The organism is Stenotrophomonas sp. B2 (genome assembly GCF_014947095.1).
GTDB lineage: Bacteria > Pseudomonadota > Gammaproteobacteria > Xanthomonadales > Xanthomonadaceae > Stenotrophomonas > Stenotrophomonas maltophilia_P.
In genome coordinates, this window is sequence record NZ_JADCQA010000005.1 from 169,939 (window position 1) to 185,772 (window position 15,834).

Below are 15,834 nucleotides of genomic sequence, written 5' to 3' on the forward strand. Positions count from 1 at the left end.
CCCGCCGCACTGGCGGGAACATCGCAGCATCAGTCGGGGCGTAGCGCAGCCTGGTAGCGCATCTGCCTGGGGGGCAGAGGGTCGTCGGTTCGAATCCGGCCGTCCCGACCACTGTGATGGAACAGAAGGCCCGCGCAGCGATGCGTGGGCTTTTTTGTGGGTGAACCGATGGGCGATGCGGCCGCGTACGCCGGCCCATGCGTGACCGACATCCCGTATCATCGCTGCACATCCGATCGCATCGGTTTCTCCTTCCGTCTCTCTTCCGCGTCCGCTGGCGCAGCATGTGGCTGCGGTCACGGGCGTGCAGCGGGTCCGTGGAGGTGGATGCGCGGACCACGACGACCACAGGGGGTTGCGTTGATCAGCAGTACCGTCATTCATCGCTCGGCTGAGGCAGGTGCCGCCGAGGTGCAGGTCCTGGACACCACGTTCAAGGGCAAGCACGTCTTTGTCAGCTGGGGCCTGCGTGGGCCCGAGTTGACCCGCAGTGCCGACCCGGCCGCAACGGTGGCCGCGCGCCGCGCATTGCAGACCGTTTCCCGGCACAACGAGGGGCCGCGCAGCCCCGAGGTGTTCATCGCCAACCAGTCGGCGGTGGCGATCACGGTCTATCGCTTGTTGACCGAGGCCCGGTCCGGCGATGCGATCTTCTTTCTGTGCGACTCGCAGGCGGTGGTGGATTGGCTGGTCACGGCGCTGGAAGTGCAGGGGGCGGACTGATCGCGTCCATGCCGGCCGTCTATCCCGCCAGCGCGGCGTCAACCGCTGCCTGGGCGTGCAGGCTGGTGGTATCGAACAGCGGCACCGCACTGTCCTGCGGGCGTACCAGCAGCATGATTTCGGTACAGCCGAGAATGATCGCTTCGGCACCACGCGCCACCAGCCGCGCGATCACGTCTGCGTAGACCTGTCGCGAGCGCTCGCTGACCACGCCGGCGATCAGCTCCTGGTAGATGATGTCGTGGACCTGCTGGCGATCTTCGGCCTCGGGTACCAGCACTTCCAGCCCGAAGCGACCGGCAAGGCGTCCCCGGTAGAAGTCCTGTTCCATTGTGAAAGCAGTACCGAGCAGGCCCACCCTGCGCCAACCGGCCGCCACGACGGCGGTGGCGGTCGGGTCGGCGATGTGCAGCAGCGGCAGCGGGCAGGCTGCTTCGATCTGTGCGGTCAGCGCGTGCATCGTGTTGGTGCAGATCAGCAGTACATCGGCGCCGCCCGCCTGCAACCGCTCTGCCGCATCCACCATGTGCCGCGCAAGCGCATCCCAGTCGCCGTCGTGCTGCAACTGCTTGATCGGAGCGAAATCCACCGACCACATCAGCAGCTGCGCCGAGTGCGCGGCCCCCAGGCGACGGCGCACCTCTTCGTTGATGAGGCGGTAGTACTGCGCCGAACTCTCCCAGCTCATGCCGCCGATCAGGCCCAGGGTCTTCATGTGCAGCTCCAGGTGGGGAGGCGCCATTGCAGCACAGGCGGGCGGCGATGTCGCCGCGACCGCTGACAGGCGCGATAATGCGGCCATCGATGATCGAGGGCAGGGTGATGGGCGAATGCTGTGGCTGCGGCAGGACGATGGACCTGGCGGCGATGCAGGCGCGTCACCGCCGCGTGCTGCGGATCGTGCTGCTGGTCAACCTTGCCACGTTCGCGATGATGGTGCTGGCTGCCTGGTACAGCCATTCTTCGTCACTGCTGTCCGGTGCGCTGGATAATCTGGGCGACGCGGCCACCTATGCGCTCAGCCTCGCGGTGGTGGGTGCGGGCATCGTCGCCAAGGCACGTGTGGCGCTGTTCAAGGGGCTGCTGATCCTTGCCGCAGCGGTGGCCGTGGCGGTGCAGATCGGTTGGCGCCTGCTGCATCCGGAGGTGCCGCTGTTCGCCAGCATGGGCTTGGCCGCCCTGCTCAATCTGGCAGCCAATGCACTGTGCCTGTGGCTGCTCACACCCTATCGCAACGATGACGTCAACCTGGCGTCCGCCTGGGAGTGCTCGCGCAACGATCTGTACGAGGGCTCGGCGGTGCTGCTGGCTGCAGGGCTGGTCGCGCTGTTCGGTGCGGGCTGGCCCGATCTGCTGGTGGCGGCCGCACTGCTGATGCTGTTTCTGCGGTCGGCGATGCGTGTGCTGGGTACGGCGTGGTCGGAGCTGCGCGCGGCACGGCAGGTTCATGCGTGAGTGGCCGCCTGTAACCGTCGCATCGGCATCGCGCTGTATGTGACGTCGCGGTGAGCCACCGCCTATGCTGGGACGGTTCTCTTTCGTGGATGGCCGAATGTCCCTGCAGACCTGGTGGTGGTTCCTGGCTACGGTGTTCGTGCTGTGTGGCACCCCTGGACCGAACATGCTGCATATCCTCGGACGCAGCGTCGGCCTGGGATTCCGCGCCAGCCTCCCGGCCATGGCCGGCTGCCTGCTGGCCATGCTGGCGGTACTGGCGGCCTCCGCCGCCGGGTTGAGCGCACTGCTGCACTCCTCACCCATGCTGTTTGAAGTGCTGCGCTATCTGGGCGTGGCCTACCTGGCCTGGCTGGGCCTGAAAGCGTGGCGCGACAGCAGCCGGCTGGCAGCACCGGTGGACGTTGACGCCCCGGCGACGGTGCTGCCAGCGGACGGCGCCTGGGCGGTATTCCGCGGCGGCCTGCTGGTGGGCCTGAGCAATCCCAAGCTGCTGCTGTTCGCCACGGCGTTCCTGCCGCAGTTCGTCGATCCCGCGCGGGGTCAGGCCGTGCAGTACAGCGTCCTGGTGGCAACCTTCGCCAGCTGCGAGCTGTTCTGGTACGTGATGTATGCCGCCGGTGGCCATGGCCTGCGCCGTTGGCTCGGCCGGCCGTTCGCCCGGCGCTGGTTCGAGCGGCTGGTGGGCAGCGTGTTCCTGGCGTTCGCGGTGGCCCTGCTGCGCTTCCGGCCCCGTTGATCCGTATGCGGCTTCACGCCGCACGCGCGGCTCCCTCACGAGGCTGGCATCGGCTGCGGCCTAGGCTGATCGCACTGTTTTCAGTCCCTGTGGGGAAAGGATCGACATGATCAAGTGGGCCATCATCTTCGCCATCATCGGTGTGATCGCCGGCGTGCTCGGCTTCGGCGGCATCGCGGGTGCCGCGGTGGGTATCGCCAAGTTCCTGTTCTGGGCCGGCATCATCATTGCCGTGGTGCTGTTCCTGCTGGGCATGACCGTCGCGAAGAAGGTCAGCTAGCGGCTGCCTGCGTGGCAGCGCGCGCAGGCGTGCGCTGCCACGCGAGACGCACAGCCGTCAGTCTTCGATACGTGCGAAACGAGGCTGTGGGCCAAATGCGCCCGGTACCTGTTCTACGAACATGGCGTACGGTCGCACCCACAATCCGCCTTCGCCATACAGTGCGCGGTACAGCACCATCGGCTGCAGGGTCTCGCTGCTGCGCACGATGTCGATCACTTCATACTCGCCGCCCTTGAAATGGCGATAGCGGCCGCGCGCAAGCGTGGGCAGGGGACTGAGCGCCGTCATGGGTGCGGCACTCATCTGCGCGCCGGCTGTACCGGCATCGCGCAGTAGGCGTCGATCGCCTCGACGGTGTTGGCCAGGCCCTGCGCCTGGGCCAGTTCCCAGGGACGCTCGCAGCGCTGGCTGCGCTCGCACCACTGGTAGCCAGCCGAGCCGATGCAGCCATGGGCATCGCGATCACCGCCGACTACGGGTGCGGAAGTGGCTGCCGCTTCGCGCACGGGCGTCTGTTGCGGTGCCGCGCAGGCGGCCAGGGCCAGCAGCATCGGCGCCAGCATGAGGGCTTTCATCGAGGACACTCCGTGGCCTAAACCATCAGTGTGCGGCGGGCCAGCAGCAGCGGCAAGCACTCAACTCATCGACGCGCGGATCAGTTCCTCGATCAGGACCAGGTAGCAGGCTGCGAAGTAGAACTTCAGCAGCGTCGAGCGCTGCGGCGGTTGGAAGGTGCGCATGTGGAAGGGGCCCCTGTTGGTGACGATAGTGTGAAGCCAAGCTGACTTCGTGACAAGAATCACGAAAGTCATGGGGTGAACGGGCTCAGGGATGTGACGAAGCGCGAATTCCGATCCGCCGGCGGGGATTTTTCGGACAAATCTGATAGGCCCTGCCTGAAGCGCTCGCTAGCCTGAACAGGTATCGGCGCTCTCACCTCATCCCCGGCGCCGCGTCCATTCCCTCCGTTGGAGTCGATCATGGTGTTTACCGTCCACTGCAATGCCCAGCACTGGTTCGTGCTGGACCCCGAGGCGCGCACCACCGCCTCGTTCGCCCGCGGCGCCGACGCGTTCGATGTCGCCACCGAACTGGCCCAGGAACATCACCGCCGCACGGGCCAGCACTGCATCGTGCGTGTGGAGGCACTGGGGGGGGCAGTGGATGTACTGCGGATCGGTGCCTAGCGGCCGACCCCGCGGCGCAGTCAGCCGCGGTTGAGCTGTTTGAATGGGGAAAGAACCGACGGTGCGTTGCCCTCTGTGCGCCGCGCCGCGAATCCCGGATGCTTGCCGCCACGCATTCATCTGGAGATCTCGATGGGCAACGCACTCACCTGGCGCACCCTGGCCTGCGCACTGCTGCCGATGCTGGCCGCCGCCGGGGGCGCGCAGGCGCAGAACTATGGTTATGACGACGATCGCCATGGCGGCCGCGACGGCAGCGGCATCGTGCGATGCGAATCGGTCAAGAACCGCAGCAATGAGTGCCGCCTTGAAGGGCGGCCCCGGCTGATCCGCCAGTTGTCCGGCTCGCCGTGCGTGGAGGGCGAGACCTGGGGCCAGTCACGCTCCGGCGTGTGGGTGACCCGGGGCTGCCGGGCCGAGTTCGTCGGCGAGTCGCGTCGTGGCGGCGGCTGGGGCGGTGGATGGGGCAACGGGAATGGCCGCGGTGGCGAAGTCATCGCCTGTCATTCCAACGGCCATCGACAGGAATACTGTGACACCCGCGTCCGCCGCAGCGTACGCCTGATCCGGCAGGACTCCCGCAGTGCCTGTATCGAGGGCCGGACCTGGGGCTGGGACCGCCGCGGCATCTGGGTCAGTGATGGTTGCCGCGCCCAGTTCCAGGTGAACTGATCCTTCTGGCCATCTGCGTCAAAATCAGAAAAATCTGATATTGCTCACAGTTTGAACGCCGTATCGTCTGCGATCAGGGCACGGGTGGCCTGATCGCATCGGCAATCCGTGCCGGCACTGATGCACGCCTTCCGCCTTCATCGATACGCTGCCTCAAGGAGTGAGCTGCATGTTGATCCGCCTTCAGTGCGAACAGCGCCAATGGCGCGTTCTGCACCCGGATAGACCGGAGCCGATCGAGTTCCGCGACGGCGCCCGGGCCTTTGATTTCGCCCAGGCCCTGGCCAGGCTGCACTTCGTGGACACCGGGCAGCGCGCCGCCGTGCGCGTGGAAGCCAGCGGCGCGTTCGTGGAAGCGATCAGCTACGGTTGAACAGGGACCGCGCGTCGTTCCGCAGCAGGCGAGGGGAAACCGGGCGCCTGCCCGGTTCCACCCGGAACGGTCAGCCTGCCGCGCTCAGCGGCGGAGTGGTGGCAGCCAGCTGCGGCCAGCGCTTGAGCACGGCCGCGCGGATCCCGGCGGCATCGATGCCGGCTTCAGCCAGCAGGTCCTCGCGGCTGGCATGATGCTGGTAGGCGTCGGGCAGGCCGAGATGCAGGATCGGTCGCAGCACCGCTTCGGCGTTGAGCAGCTCGGCCACGCCGGAACCGGCGCCACCGGCCACCACGTTGTCTTCGATGGTCACCAGGCCTTCGTGCTGGGCGGCCATTGCCAGCACCAGGTCGCGGTCCAGCGGCTTGATGAAGCGCATGTTGACCACGCTCAGGCCCAACTCGCGGCCCACCTGTTCGGCGGCGGCAACGGTGCTGCCGAACGCCAGCAGGGCGATGTGGCTGCCCTGCACGCGCAGCTCGCCCTTGCCGATCGGCAGCGTGGACAGGTCACTGCCGGCCGCGACGCCGGTACCGCTGCCACGCGGGTAACGCACGGCGGCCGGGCCGGCGTACTGCAGACCGGTGCTGAGCATCTGCCTGCACTCCGCCTCGTTCGACGGGGCCATCACGACCATGTTCGGCACGCAGCGCAGGAAGCTCAGGTCGAGGTTGCCGGCATGGGTCGCCCCATCCGGTCCGACCACGCCGGCGCGATCAATCGCGAACAGCACGTCGAGGTCCTGGATGGCCACGTCATGCACCAGCTGGTCGTACGCGCGCTGCAGGAAGGTGGAATAGATCGCCACCACCGGCTTGCCGCCCTGGGTGGCCATGCCGGCGGCCAGGGTGACCGCGTGCTGCTCGGCGATCGCCACGTCGAAGTAGCGCTGCGGGTATTCCCTGCTGAAGCGCACCAGGCCGGAGCCTTCGCGCATCGCCGGGGTGATGCCGTACAGGCGTGGCTCCGCGGCGGCAGCGTCGCACAGCCAGTCGCCGAACACGTCGGTGTAGGTCGGCTTCTTGGCGCCGGTCTTGGCCACCAGGCCCTTGTCGGGATCGAACGGGCCCACTGCGTGATAACCGATCTGGTCGCCTTCGGCAGGCTCGTAGCCCTTGCCCTTGGTGGTCATCACGTGCAGCAGCTTGGGGCCCTTGGAGGCGCGCAGCGTCTTCAGCGTGGACAGCAGGGCGGGCAGGTCATGGCCGTCGATCGGGCCGGTGTAGTGGAAGCCCATCTCCTCGAACATCGTGGAGGGCACGAACATGCCTTTCCAGTGCTCTTCCCAGCGCTTCACGAAGCGCGCCGGATTGTTCTTCTTGTCGCCCAGGATCTTCTTGCCGCCTTCGCGCAGTGCATTGAGCGTGCGGCTGCCGGTGGCGCGGCCGAGCATCTTGGTCAGCCCGCCGACGGCCTCGGAGATCGACATGTTGTTGTCGTTGAGGATCACCAGCAGATTCGGCTCCGGCTCCATGCCGCCCGCGTGCATCAGCGCCTCGAAGGCCATGCCGGCGGTCATCGCGCCGTCACCGATCACTGCCACGATCTTGCGGTCGTCGCCCTGTGACTGGCGGGCGATGGCCATGCCCAGTGCGGCGGAGATCGAGGTCGAGGAATGACCGACCCCAAAGGTGTCGAACTCGCTTTCCTCGCGCTTGGGGAACGGCGCCACGCCGTCCTTCTGCTTGACGGTGTGGATCTCGTCACGGCGGCCGGTGAGGATCTTGTGCGGGTAGGTCTGATGGCCCACATCCCAGACCAGCTGGTCATGCGGGGTCTGGTACAGGTAGTGAAGGGCGACGGTGAGTTCGATCACGCCCAGGCCGGCGGCGAAATGTCCGCCGCTCTTGCCCACCGATTCGATGAGGTAGGCGCGCAGTTCGTCGGCGACCGCCCTCAGCTCGGATTCGTCGAACGTGCGCAGGTCATCCGGCGTCTGGATGTGCGCGAGGCGGGGATAGCGGGCAGAGTCGATCATCATGTTCGCACGTGTTCTGAACGACCATTTTCGCCCTCAAACGGGGGTGGGGCAAGCAAACGCCGCCGTCCGTGACAGGACGGTGAGGGTTGCCGGCCGGCAGGTTCAGGTGCTGAGCTTGGAACGCTTGGGCAGCTGCGCTTTCAGGAACGCCATCTGGTCGGCCAGGATGTTGCGGTTGGACAGGATCAGGTGCTCGATCCAGCTGGGCCGGTAGGGCACCGCCAGCAGCGGCATGCCGGCCTGCTGGGGGGTACGGTCACTCTTGCGCGAGTTGCAGTGGAAGCAGGCGGTGACTACGTTTTCCCAGCAGTCCAGCCCGCCCTTGGACAGCGGCATGACGTGGTCGCGGGTCAGCGAGGGACGGTTGAACTGCTGGCCGCAATACAGGCACAGGTGCGAATCGCGGGCGAACAGGGCCGGGTTGGTCAGGTTCGGGGTAGGGTCGATGGCACGGGATCGCGCGTGGCCGCGCGCGGCGATGATCGGATGCAGGTCCAGGCCACTCTGCAGGCCGCTGAACCGGTTGGTTCCGCCGTGGATGTGCAGGCAGGGGTCGCCAAGGGTCCAGGCGACGGCCTCGCGGGCGTAGAGGCAGGCGGCATCCTGCCAGGTGATCCAGTCCAGTACGCGTCCGTGGGCGTCGAGCGAGAGCAGCCGGACCGAACCGGGGCGGTGCAACGTCGTGACGTTGGGCGATGCTTCGACGCCCGGAGCAGAAAGCGGGGCTCCGGCTTCGATCAGACCCAAGCGTGTAGTGTCTGTCTCCATCGGGAGAACAGCTTATACCTGAATGTTGACGATTTGTGTATCGCCCGTCGGCGATACGCAAATCGCAAGATTCAGGTCCGCGCATTCCTCCTGTCTCCCGCGCCGTTGGCGCGCCCCCCTTAACAAAGGGGGGCTTTTCTCCAGAGGGATGATCGAGGGCGGTCAGGCCGGGGTCGGATCCCTTTCCGAGGGAAAGGGCTCTGACCCCTCATCCACGCATGGCGTGGATCTACCGGCGGGATGGGCTCAGGCGCCGAAGCGCTCGTCGTCCATCGCCATCAGCGGCGCCGCACCGGCCTGGATCGCGGCAGCATGGCTGAGCGTACGCGGCAGCACACGGGCGAAGTAGAAGCGCGCGGTCTCGCGCTTGCCCTGCGCGAATGCCGCGCCGTGCACACTGGCGTCGGCGGCGGCGACACTGCGTGCCCACCAGTACGCCAGCACCACGTAGCCGGAATAGAACAGGTAGTCGTAGCTGGCCGCACCCAGCTCGTCCGGGTTGCCGGCGGCGCGCTGCAGCACGTCCATGGTCAGCTTGCCCCATTCGGCGGCCTTGGCGCGCAGCGGGCCGATGAACTCGGCCAGCGCTTCGTTGCCCTCGTGTTCCCTGGCGAAGGCCTCGATCTCGGCCAGCATCAGCTTGAGGCCGGCCCCCTGGCTGGAGGCGGTCTTGCGGCCGATCAGGTCCAGCGCCTGGATGCCGGTGGTGCCTTCATACAGCGTGGTGATGCGTGCATCGCGCGCCAGCTGCTCCATGCCGTGTTCGCGGATGTAGCCGTGGCCACCGAAGCACTGCAGGGCGTTGTAGGTGTTCTCGATGCCCCATTCGGTCTGGCACGCCTTGGAGATCGGGGTCAGGAAGCTCACCAGGGTGTCGGCGCGCTCGCGCTCGGCAGCGTCGTCGGCGCGGTGGGCGATGTCGATCAGGGTGGCCGCGTGCAGGGCCAGCAGACGGCTGCCCTCGACCAGTGACTTCACCGTCAGCAGCATGCGGCGCACGTCCGGGTGGACCAGGATCGGGTCGGCCGGCCTGTCCGGGAACTTCGCGCCGCTCAGGGCGCGCGACTGCAGACGCTCACGGCTGTACTTGAGCGCGTTCTGATAGGCGCGTTCGGACAGGCCGATGCCCTGCAGGCCGACGCCCAGGCGCGCAGTGTTCATCATGGTGAACATTGCCTGCAGGCCCTTGTGCGGCTGGCCGACCAGATAGCCCTGCGCGCCGTCGAAGTTCATCACGCAGGTGACCGAGCCCTTGATGCCCATCTTGTGCTCGATGGAGCCGCAGCGCAGCGCGTTGCGCTCGCCGACGTTGCCCTCGCGGTCGACCTTGAACTTCGGGGTGACGAACAGCGAGATTCCCTTTGCACCCGGAGGCGCGTCGGGCAGCTTGGCCAGCACCAGGTGCACGATGTTGCCGGTCAGGTCGTGCTCGCCGGCAGTGATGAAGATCTTGGTGCCGGTGATCGCGTAGCTGCCATCGGCGTTCGGCTCGGCCTTGGTCTTGAGCAGGCCCAGGTCGGTACCGCAGTGCGGTTCGGTCAGGCACATGGTGCCGGTCCAGCGGCCTTCGATCAGGGGCTTAAGGAAGGCGTCGTGCTGCCACGCTTCGCCGTGCTGCTTGAGCGCTTCAATGGCGCCGTGCGAGAGCAGCGGGAAATTGCCCCACGCCAGATTGGCAGCGTTGATCATTTCATTCAGCGGCACGCCCAGGGTGTGCGGCAGGCCCTGGCCGCCCAGCTCGGGTGCGGCGGTCAGGCCGGTCCAGCCGCCGTCGACGAACTGGTCATAGGCCTGCTTGAAGCCAGGCGGGGTGGTGACTTCGCCGGTGGCCTGGTCGAGCACGCAGCCGATTTCATCGCCCACGCTGTTGAGCGGGGCCAGCACGCTCGCGCTGAAACGGCCGGCTTCCTCCAGCACAGCATCGACCACGTCGGCGGTGGCGTCGGTAAAGCCCAGGCGGGCGAACAGCGGTTCGACCTTGAGCACGTCGTGCAGGGCGAAACGGAGGTCGGAAAGCGGGGCGGTGTAGCTGCTCATCGGATACGTCTCGATCAGGGACAGGGAGAACGGCGCGGTGCGCCGCGATGGAAAGCGGTGTTCAGCGCAGCACGCCCGGCAGGCCCGGCGCCTGGTTCAACGTGCTGCGGCTGCTGACGTCGAAGCTGCGCTGCTTCTTTTCCTGCGGCGTGGCTGTCACCGAACCTTTCAGGCCATAGGCCAGGGTGCGGTTGCCGGCCAGCGCATCGGCCACCACCAGGCGTGCGGCCGAGCTGGGCACCAGGTCGACCGTGATGACGTCGGCGGAGGTGCCGCCGATGGAGATGCCGGGACGGGCCTGCAGGGTGCCGGCTTCGCTGTCGCCGACGCTCAGCGCCAGGGACACATCGTCGAACGTCATCGGCATCGAGCTGTAGTTCTGCAGGCGCAGCGCCACGGTCCAGTTGCCGTCGGCGCGGACGGTCAGCTGCTGCAGGCTGGCGGCCGGTTCCGAGACGCGCTTGACGATGCCGTCGCTGCAGGCGGCGAGGGCGAGGGTGCACAGGACGATCAAGACGGTACGGAAACGGTGCAACATGGGCGCAAGTCCTCTGAAGGGGGTGCGTTGGCGTAAGCATACTACGGCGTATGGTTCAGTGGATCGCCTGTGGCGACCCGCCGCAGAGGGTAGCGCGTGAAGATGGCGGCCGGGCACGTGCAGCGCCGGAGCGGGCGCGTTGCGCGCAGCCGCGCGGGGCGGCTCAGTCGGCCGGTGCGTCGCGTATCGGCGCCATCAGGCGCAGCGGCGCCAGGTCGTAGCCCATCGCCTCGGCCTTGGCCTTCAGCTGTTCGAACCGTGCGCGGTCCATCTCCGGCAGGCGCGACAGGATCCACAGATACTTGCGGTCAGGGCCGCCGACCATCGCCCACTGGTAGTCCGGATCCAGCGCCAGCACCCAGTAGTCGGCCCAGACCAGCGGCACCCAGCTCAGCCAGTCGGGGACGAAGCGCACCTGCAACTGGCCGGGATGTCCGGCCACGGGCCGGGCCACGCCTTCAGCCACCATGCGTTCGCCGTCGCCATTGCGGCAGGCATTGGTGACGCTGATGCGGCCATCGCGGCGCAATGCATAGTGGGCGGTGATGTCGCCGACGCAGCGCTTCTGGAACGACACGGGCAGGTGGGCGATCTCGTGCCACTGGCCGGCATAGCGGTCGATGTCCAGCGCATCGACGGCACGCACGGGTTCGCTGGCGGTCGCGGACAGCGAAGCCAGCAGCAGGCAGGCGAACAGGGCAGGGCGCAGATGCATCGGCAGACTCCGGCAGGACACTGGAGCGTAGGGGGCGTGCTGCGTGCCGGTGTGAATGTTTCGTCAACCGCCTGCATGGCGCGCCGGAAACAAAAAAAGACCCGCATTTCTGCAGGTCTTCAAGCATGGTGGCCGAGGACGGAATCGAACCGCCGACACGGGGATTTTCAATCCCCTGCTCTACCAACTGAGCTACTCGGCCAGATTGTGCGGCAGACCGCGATCGACAGCGGTGGCCGGAAAAAAAAGACCTGCATTTCTGCAGGCCTTCGAACGTGGTGGCCGAGGACGGAATCGAACCGCCGACACGGGGATTTTCAATCCCCTGCTCTACCAACTGAGCTACTCGGCCACGTGTTTCGTTGCAGCGACGTCGCTGCCAAGGACGCGCATATTACGGAGGTCGGCTGTCTTCGGCAAGCATTTTGGAAAAAAACCTTCACATTGCCGTCTGCGCGGGCGCAAGTGGTTGATCCTGCGTCGTGCCGAGGTGGCGGCGCAGGTCGATGGCGGACGAGGCGGGTGGTCGCGGCGGCGGCGAGGATCGTCGCCTGCAGCGGAAATCAGCGGGCCGCCCGCATCGGCAAACATGCAGGGGCAAGGCATGCGGCCGCGGTTGCATCAGGCAGGCGATGGAACGCTGTTTTCGCCGCCGCACGCGCCGATCGTCGCGGCGTATTGTCGCCCCTCCTGTCCAATGCTGTCCGCAGCAGAGTCCATCCCATGGCTGATCAACCGACCACCACCCGCATCGTCCTCGCCTCGCGGCCGCAGGGTGCGCCGATCGCTACCAATTTCCGCCTGGAGCAGTCGCCGCTGCCGGCGCCGGCAGCAGGACAGGTGCTGCTGCGCAACCGCTATCTGTCGCTGGATCCGTATATGCGCGGGCGCATGGACGAGGGACCTTCCTATGCGCCTCCCGTTGCCGTGGGTGCGGTGATGGAAGGGCAGACCGTCGCCGAAGTGCTGCAGTCGAATGCGGCGGGAATCGCGGTGGGCGAGCTGTTCCTGGCGCCGGGTGGATGGCAGACCCATGCGGTGCTGGATGCGCAGGTGCTGGGGCGTCGGCTGGACCCGGCGGGCCTGCCGCTGAGCACGGCACTCGGCGTGTATGGCATGCCGGGATTCACTGCGTATTCCAGCCTGCATGAAATCGCCCGGCTGCAGCCGGGCGAGACGCTGGTGGTCGCCGCTGCGACCGGGCCGGTGGGGGCAACCGTCGCCCAGCTGGCCAAACTGCAGGGCGCCCGCGTGGTCGCCATTGCCGGTGGGGATGGCAAGCGTGCCTACCTGCAATCGCTTGGCGTGGATGTGGCGCTGGACCATCGCGCGGCTGATTTCGCCGCGCAGCTGCGCGCCGCCGTGCCGGACGGCATCGACGTCTACTTCGAGAATGTCGGCGGCCACGTACTCGACGCGGTGCTGCCACTGCTCAACGATTTCGCCCGCATTCCGGTCTGCGGCACCATCGCCACCTACAACGCGCGCGGCGTCGAGCATCCCGGGCCCGATCGCCTGCCGGCATTGTTCAGCCAGATCCTGCGGCAGCGGCTGACGGTTCGCGGCTTCATCGTGCACGACTTCAACCACCTGTGGCCGCAGTTCGAGCGCGAGATGGCGCACTGGCTGCGGGAAGGGCGCATCCAGTACCGCGAGGACGTGGTCGAAGGGCTGCAGAGCGCACCGGATGCCTTCTTCGGGCTGCTGCAGGGGCGCAACTTCGGCAAGCTGGTGGTGAAGCTGGACTGAGCTCTCGCCGGTGTCCGCCGGGCATGGCCCGGCGCTGCCACGGCGCGAGCCGGCCACGGTCGGCATCCACCGGTCCTGATGCGGCGGCATCAGCCGTTGGCGGCTTTCTCCCGGCGCAGCAGTTCGCGCTTGCGGGCCACACCCCAGGCATAGCCGGACAGATCGCCATCGCGACGCACCACGCGATGGCATGGCACCGCCACCGCCAGTGGATTGCTGGCGCAGGCACGCGCGACCGCGCGGCTGGAACGCGGCGCGCCGATGCGCGCGGCAATGTCGGCATACGATGCGGTCTGCCCTTGGGGAATCTGCTGCAGCGCCTGCCAGACGCGCTGTTGGAAGGCGGTGCCGCGGATGTCCAGTGGCAGTGTCGCGCCACGTGCCGGATCCTCGACCAGGCCGATCACCTGCGCCACCAGCTGCTCGTAGCCGCTGTCGGCGCCGACCAGCTTCGCCTGGCGGAAGCGTTGCTGCAACGACTGCAGCAGCGCTTCCGGATCGTCGCCGAGCAGGATCGCCACCACGCCGATGCTGCTGCTGGCCACCAGTACGCTGCCCAGCGAGCTTTCGGCGATGGCGAAATGGATCACCTCACCGCGTCCACCGCTGCGCCATTGCCGGGGCGTCATTCCCAGCAGGCGCGGCGCGTTCTCGTAGAAGCGGCCGCTGGAGCCGAAGCCGGCGTCGTGGAAAGCATCGGTGATGCGCGCCTGCTGTTGCAGTCCTGTGCGCAGCCGATCGGCGCGCAGGGCCGCCGCATACTGCTTCGGGGTCAATCCGGTGGCCTGCTTGAACAGGCGATGCAGCCGGGTCGGGCTGCAGCCCGCCAGTTCGGCAAGCTCCTGCAGTGAGGGTTCGTCGAGACGGGCCTGCAGGTGGCGGCAGACGCGTTCGACGCGGGCATCGGTGGTTGCGATGGCAGTGTCCATGCGTCGATTCTGGCACGTGCCCCGCTGGCGGAAACTCCGTTTCCTGCACGCGCCGGCAGGGCCTGGAAACGGAGTGTCAACGGGGCAGGGGCGCGACATCGTAGGGTCCACTTCACTGCCTGGACCCCGAACATGCGCCTGCACGACAAGATCGCCCTCATCACCGGTGCCAGCGCCGGCATCGGCCGCGCCTGCGCGCTGCGTTTCGCCGCCGAGGGCGCAAGGCTGGTGCTCAACGCGCGGCAGCCGGAGCCGTTGCAGGCGCTGGCCGATCAGATCCGTGCTGCCGGCGGCGAGGCGGTGGTGCATGCCGCCGATGTCGCCGGGCCGGACACTGCACAGGTGCTGGTCGACCTGGCGCAGCGGGCCTTCGGAGGCCTGGACATCGCGATCAACAATGCCGGGATGCTGGGGCCGGGCGTGCCCGCTGCGGAGTTTCCGGTGGACGCCTGGAGGCAGGTGATGGCCACCAACCTCGATGCAGCCTTCCACGCCGCGCGTGCGCAGTTGCCAGCCCTGCTGGCGCGGGGCGGCGGCTCGCTGGTGTTCGTCGGCACCATCGTCGGCCATACCGTCGGCTTGCCCGGCATGGCCGCCTACGCCTCGAGCAAGGCCGGGCTGATCGGCCTGAGCCAGGTGATCGCCGCCGAGTACGGCGCACGGGGCGTGCGTTGCAACGTGCTGCTGCCCGGCGGCACCGACACCGAGATGGGCCGGCAGGCTGCGCCAGACGAGGATGCGCTGGACTTCGTACGGTCGCTGCATGCGCTCAAGCGCCTGGCCGGGCCGGAAGAGATCGCCAACGCTGCGCTGTTCCTGGCCAGCGATGAAGGCAGCTTCGTGACCGGTAGTGCGATGCGCGTGGACGGCGGGATATCCATCAATCGCACCTGAGGGGACGGCCGGCGGCTGCACATGGCGTTCGCGCCGGACTGACCCGTCCGTTACCCGGCGACCTCTAGCGTGGCTCCAGCGCCGGCCTCCGCCGGCGGCGGAGCCACGCATGAGCAGACACGAAAAGGACACGCCCGATCCACGCCAAGGGGCGCAGGAAAGCCGCCAGGACCGGAAGCAGGACGACGTCGCCAAGCAGCGTCCGGGACAGCGCGACCAGCAGGTACGTGACACCCACTCGCGCAGTCCACGGCGCAAGGATGGTGGGCAGGAGCCTGCCTGACGCGTCATTGCTGCAAGCGCCCTCGGCCCGAGCCAGCGGCTGCCCGATGCTGGGTTTGTCGCCACCGGGCTCGGTCATGCGCAGGTCGCGCGTCTCATCGGCCCGTTAGCCCGGGGCGCGCAACGAAAAAGGCCGGACCCTGGGTGTCAGGAGTTCCGGCCTTTTTCATGCCCTGGTGGGCATGTGGATGGTGGAGCCAAGGAGGATCGAACTCCTGACCTCGTCATTGCGAACGACGCGCTCTCCCAGCTGAGCTATGGCCCCGTAGTGCGCTGTCATTGTATCGCTGGCGGTCGGCCTTGCCAAGCGACGCGCGGCCGTGGCCATAGGCGACTGTGCCGAGTCCGCCGGCTTTCGTGCGATTCCGTTGCGCGAAACGAAATCGTAACAATTTGGAGGATAATCCCCAGTCTGCGCAGCAGTTCCCTTTCTCGCCGCCCGGCCCGCGCAGGCCGCCCGGACGTCTCCTCAGAGCTTTCGATGCCTTCCCATACCGATTCCCGCCGTC

19 protein-coding genes and 4 tRNA genes are annotated in these 15,834 nt (G+C 67.4%); 11 read left to right on the forward strand and 12 right to left on the reverse strand.

The window, feature by feature from the left end; translation table 11 throughout:
* Window positions 1-34: 34 nt before the first annotated feature.
* Window positions 35-111, forward strand: a tRNA-Pro gene (locus tag IMX13_RS07470).
* A 216-nt stretch (window positions 112-327) separates the two neighbouring features.
* A complete protein-coding gene (locus IMX13_RS07475) occupies window positions 328-723 on the forward strand; it encodes a hypothetical protein (protein ID WP_193396119.1) in 396 nt (131 codons plus the stop codon).
* Between the two features lie 19 nt (window positions 724-742).
* Here IMX13_RS07475 and IMX13_RS07480 read toward each other — a convergent pair whose 3' ends face one another.
* Entirely contained in the window at window positions 743-1,438 is a 696-nt protein-coding gene (locus IMX13_RS07480) for an aspartate/glutamate racemase family protein (protein ID WP_193396120.1), read from the reverse strand.
* Between the two features lie 107 nt (window positions 1,439-1,545).
* Here IMX13_RS07480 and IMX13_RS07485 point away from each other — a divergent pair, with 107 nt between their 5' ends.
* From IMX13_RS07485 to IMX13_RS07495, 3 genes are all read left to right on the forward strand, one after another.
* Window positions 1,546-2,178, forward strand: coding sequence for a cation transporter (locus IMX13_RS07485; RefSeq protein ID WP_193396169.1), 633 nt, complete (start codon window positions 1,546-1,548; stop codon window positions 2,176-2,178).
* 97 nt (window positions 2,179-2,275) lie between these two features.
* Window positions 2,276-2,917, forward strand: coding sequence for a LysE family translocator (locus tag IMX13_RS07490; protein WP_193396121.1), 642 nt, complete (start codon window positions 2,276-2,278; stop codon window positions 2,915-2,917).
* Window positions 2,918-3,023: 106 nt separating this feature from the next.
* A complete protein-coding gene (locus tag IMX13_RS07495; RefSeq protein ID WP_006380555.1) occupies window positions 3,024-3,197 on the forward strand; it encodes a DUF1328 domain-containing protein in 174 nt (57 codons plus the stop codon).
* Between the two features lie 57 nt (window positions 3,198-3,254).
* On the opposite strand, the gene IMX13_RS07500 is transcribed toward IMX13_RS07495, so the two are convergent.
* Both IMX13_RS07500 and IMX13_RS07505 read right to left on the reverse strand, forming a co-directional pair.
* Entirely contained in the window at window positions 3,255-3,488 is a 234-nt protein-coding gene (locus IMX13_RS07500; RefSeq protein ID WP_193396170.1) for a DUF1653 domain-containing protein, read from the reverse strand.
* A gap of 11 nt (window positions 3,489-3,499) precedes the next feature.
* A complete protein-coding gene (locus IMX13_RS07505) occupies window positions 3,500-3,775 on the reverse strand; it encodes a hypothetical protein (RefSeq protein WP_193396122.1) in 276 nt (91 codons plus the stop codon).
* Between the two features lie 405 nt (window positions 3,776-4,180).
* On the opposite strand from IMX13_RS07505, the gene IMX13_RS07510 reads away from it, so the two are divergent.
* From IMX13_RS07510 to IMX13_RS07520, 3 genes are all read left to right on the forward strand, one after another.
* Window positions 4,181-4,387, forward strand: a complete 207-nt coding sequence (locus tag IMX13_RS07510) for a hypothetical protein (protein ID WP_065175527.1) — start codon at window positions 4,181-4,183, stop codon at window positions 4,385-4,387.
* 132 nt (window positions 4,388-4,519) lie between these two features.
* Window positions 4,520-5,059 carry a DUF3011 domain-containing protein gene (locus IMX13_RS07515; RefSeq protein WP_111186452.1) on the forward strand — a complete coding sequence of 180 codons (540 nt, stop codon included), beginning with the start codon at window positions 4,520-4,522 and terminating at the stop codon, window positions 5,057-5,059.
* Between the two features lie 169 nt (window positions 5,060-5,228).
* Window positions 5,229-5,432 (forward strand): hypothetical protein, encoded by a 204-nt coding sequence (locus IMX13_RS07520; RefSeq protein ID WP_053518700.1) that lies wholly within the window; start codon window positions 5,229-5,231, stop codon window positions 5,430-5,432.
* A 70-nt stretch (window positions 5,433-5,502) separates the two neighbouring features.
* Here the strand turns inward: IMX13_RS07520 and dxs are convergent, their stop codons facing one another.
* The 7 genes from dxs to IMX13_RS07555 form a co-directional block, all read right to left on the reverse strand.
* The gene (dxs, locus tag IMX13_RS07525) at window positions 5,503-7,410 is read right to left on the reverse strand and encodes a 1-deoxy-D-xylulose-5-phosphate synthase (RefSeq protein WP_065175547.1); all 1,908 of its coding nucleotides are present in this window, start codon (window positions 7,408-7,410) and stop codon (window positions 5,503-5,505) included.
* A 105-nt stretch (window positions 7,411-7,515) separates the two neighbouring features.
* The gene (locus IMX13_RS07530; RefSeq protein ID WP_053518701.1) at window positions 7,516-8,181 is read right to left on the reverse strand and encodes an HNH endonuclease; all 666 of its coding nucleotides are present in this window, start codon (window positions 8,179-8,181) and stop codon (window positions 7,516-7,518) included.
* A gap of 246 nt (window positions 8,182-8,427) precedes the next feature.
* Window positions 8,428-10,218, reverse strand: a complete 1,791-nt coding sequence (locus IMX13_RS07535) for an acyl-CoA dehydrogenase C-terminal domain-containing protein (protein WP_193396123.1) — start codon at window positions 10,216-10,218, stop codon at window positions 8,428-8,430.
* 61 nt (window positions 10,219-10,279) lie between these two features.
* Window positions 10,280-10,756 (reverse strand): LEA type 2 family protein, encoded by a 477-nt coding sequence (locus IMX13_RS07540; protein ID WP_065181910.1) that lies wholly within the window; start codon window positions 10,754-10,756, stop codon window positions 10,280-10,282.
* A gap of 163 nt (window positions 10,757-10,919) precedes the next feature.
* Window positions 10,920-11,471 carry a lipocalin family protein gene (locus tag IMX13_RS07545; protein ID WP_193396124.1) on the reverse strand — a complete coding sequence of 184 codons (552 nt, stop codon included), beginning with the start codon at window positions 11,469-11,471 and terminating at the stop codon, window positions 10,920-10,922.
* A 126-nt stretch (window positions 11,472-11,597) separates the two neighbouring features.
* Window positions 11,598-11,673: transfer RNA gene (locus IMX13_RS07550), tRNA-Phe, on the reverse strand.
* Window positions 11,674-11,747: 74 nt separating this feature from the next.
* Window positions 11,748-11,823 (reverse strand) — tRNA-Phe (locus IMX13_RS07555).
* A gap of 371 nt (window positions 11,824-12,194) precedes the next feature.
* On the opposite strand from IMX13_RS07555, the gene IMX13_RS07560 reads away from it, so the two are divergent.
* The gene (locus tag IMX13_RS07560; RefSeq protein WP_053520341.1) at window positions 12,195-13,220 is read left to right on the forward strand and encodes an NADP-dependent oxidoreductase; all 1,026 of its coding nucleotides are present in this window, start codon (window positions 12,195-12,197) and stop codon (window positions 13,218-13,220) included.
* Between the two features lie 89 nt (window positions 13,221-13,309).
* Here the strand turns inward: IMX13_RS07560 and IMX13_RS07565 are convergent, their stop codons facing one another.
* On the reverse strand, window positions 13,310-14,149 hold the full coding sequence (locus tag IMX13_RS07565; protein WP_193396125.1) for a methylated-DNA--[protein]-cysteine S-methyltransferase: 840 nt from the start codon (window positions 14,147-14,149) through the stop codon (window positions 13,310-13,312).
* 132 nt (window positions 14,150-14,281) lie between these two features.
* Here IMX13_RS07565 and IMX13_RS07570 point away from each other — a divergent pair, with 132 nt between their 5' ends.
* Together IMX13_RS07570 and IMX13_RS07575 are read left to right on the forward strand one after the other, a co-directional pair.
* A complete protein-coding gene (locus IMX13_RS07570) occupies window positions 14,282-15,043 on the forward strand; it encodes an SDR family oxidoreductase (RefSeq protein WP_164150601.1) in 762 nt (253 codons plus the stop codon).
* A gap of 109 nt (window positions 15,044-15,152) precedes the next feature.
* Window positions 15,153-15,326 carry a hypothetical protein gene (locus IMX13_RS07575; RefSeq protein WP_193396126.1) on the forward strand — a complete coding sequence of 58 codons (174 nt, stop codon included), beginning with the start codon at window positions 15,153-15,155 and terminating at the stop codon, window positions 15,324-15,326.
* Window positions 15,327-15,514: 188 nt separating this feature from the next.
* Here the strand turns inward: IMX13_RS07575 and IMX13_RS07580 are convergent.
* Window positions 15,515-15,590, reverse strand: a tRNA-Ala gene (locus IMX13_RS07580).
* Between the last annotated feature and the right edge of the window lie 244 nt (window positions 15,591-15,834).

Bases quoted from the DNA above. Each gene is read 5' to 3' on its own strand.
- IMX13_RS07475 (WP_193396119.1), top strand. From the start codon at position 328: ATGCGCGGACCACGACGACCACAGGGGGTTGCGTTGATCAGCAGTACC.
- IMX13_RS07480 (WP_193396120.1), bottom strand. From the start codon at position 1,438: ATGAAGACCCTGGGCCTGATCGGCGGCATGAGCTGGGAGAGTTCGGCG.
- IMX13_RS07485 (WP_193396169.1), top strand. From the start codon at position 1,546: ATGGGCGAATGCTGTGGCTGCGGCAGGACGATGGACCTGGCGGCGATG.
- IMX13_RS07490 (WP_193396121.1), top strand. From the start codon at position 2,276: ATGTCCCTGCAGACCTGGTGGTGGTTCCTGGCTACGGTGTTCGTGCTG.
- IMX13_RS07495 (WP_006380555.1), top strand. From the start codon at position 3,024: ATGATCAAGTGGGCCATCATCTTCGCCATCATCGGTGTGATCGCCGGC.
- IMX13_RS07500 (WP_193396170.1), bottom strand. From the start codon at position 3,488: ATGACGGCGCTCAGTCCCCTGCCCACGCTTGCGCGCGGCCGCTATCGC.
- IMX13_RS07505 (WP_193396122.1), bottom strand. From the start codon at position 3,775: ATGAAAGCCCTCATGCTGGCGCCGATGCTGCTGGCCCTGGCCGCCTGC.
- IMX13_RS07510 (WP_065175527.1), top strand. From the start codon at position 4,181: ATGGTGTTTACCGTCCACTGCAATGCCCAGCACTGGTTCGTGCTGGAC.
- IMX13_RS07515 (WP_111186452.1), top strand. From the start codon at position 4,520: ATGGGCAACGCACTCACCTGGCGCACCCTGGCCTGCGCACTGCTGCCG.
- IMX13_RS07520 (WP_053518700.1), top strand. From the start codon at position 5,229: ATGTTGATCCGCCTTCAGTGCGAACAGCGCCAATGGCGCGTTCTGCAC.
- dxs (WP_065175547.1), bottom strand. From the start codon at position 7,410: ATGATCGACTCTGCCCGCTATCCCCGCCTCGCGCACATCCAGACGCCG.
- IMX13_RS07530 (WP_053518701.1), bottom strand. From the start codon at position 8,181: ATGGAGACAGACACTACACGCTTGGGTCTGATCGAAGCCGGAGCCCCG.
- IMX13_RS07535 (WP_193396123.1), bottom strand. From the start codon at position 10,218: ATGAGCAGCTACACCGCCCCGCTTTCCGACCTCCGTTTCGCCCTGCAC.
- IMX13_RS07540 (WP_065181910.1), bottom strand. From the start codon at position 10,756: ATGTTGCACCGTTTCCGTACCGTCTTGATCGTCCTGTGCACCCTCGCC.
- IMX13_RS07545 (WP_193396124.1), bottom strand. From the start codon at position 11,471: ATGCATCTGCGCCCTGCCCTGTTCGCCTGCCTGCTGCTGGCTTCGCTG.
- IMX13_RS07560 (WP_053520341.1), top strand. From the start codon at position 12,195: ATGGCTGATCAACCGACCACCACCCGCATCGTCCTCGCCTCGCGGCCG.
- IMX13_RS07565 (WP_193396125.1), bottom strand. From the start codon at position 14,149: ATGGACACTGCCATCGCAACCACCGATGCCCGCGTCGAACGCGTCTGC.
- IMX13_RS07570 (WP_164150601.1), top strand. From the start codon at position 14,282: ATGCGCCTGCACGACAAGATCGCCCTCATCACCGGTGCCAGCGCCGGC.
- IMX13_RS07575 (WP_193396126.1), top strand. From the start codon at position 15,153: ATGAGCAGACACGAAAAGGACACGCCCGATCCACGCCAAGGGGCGCAG.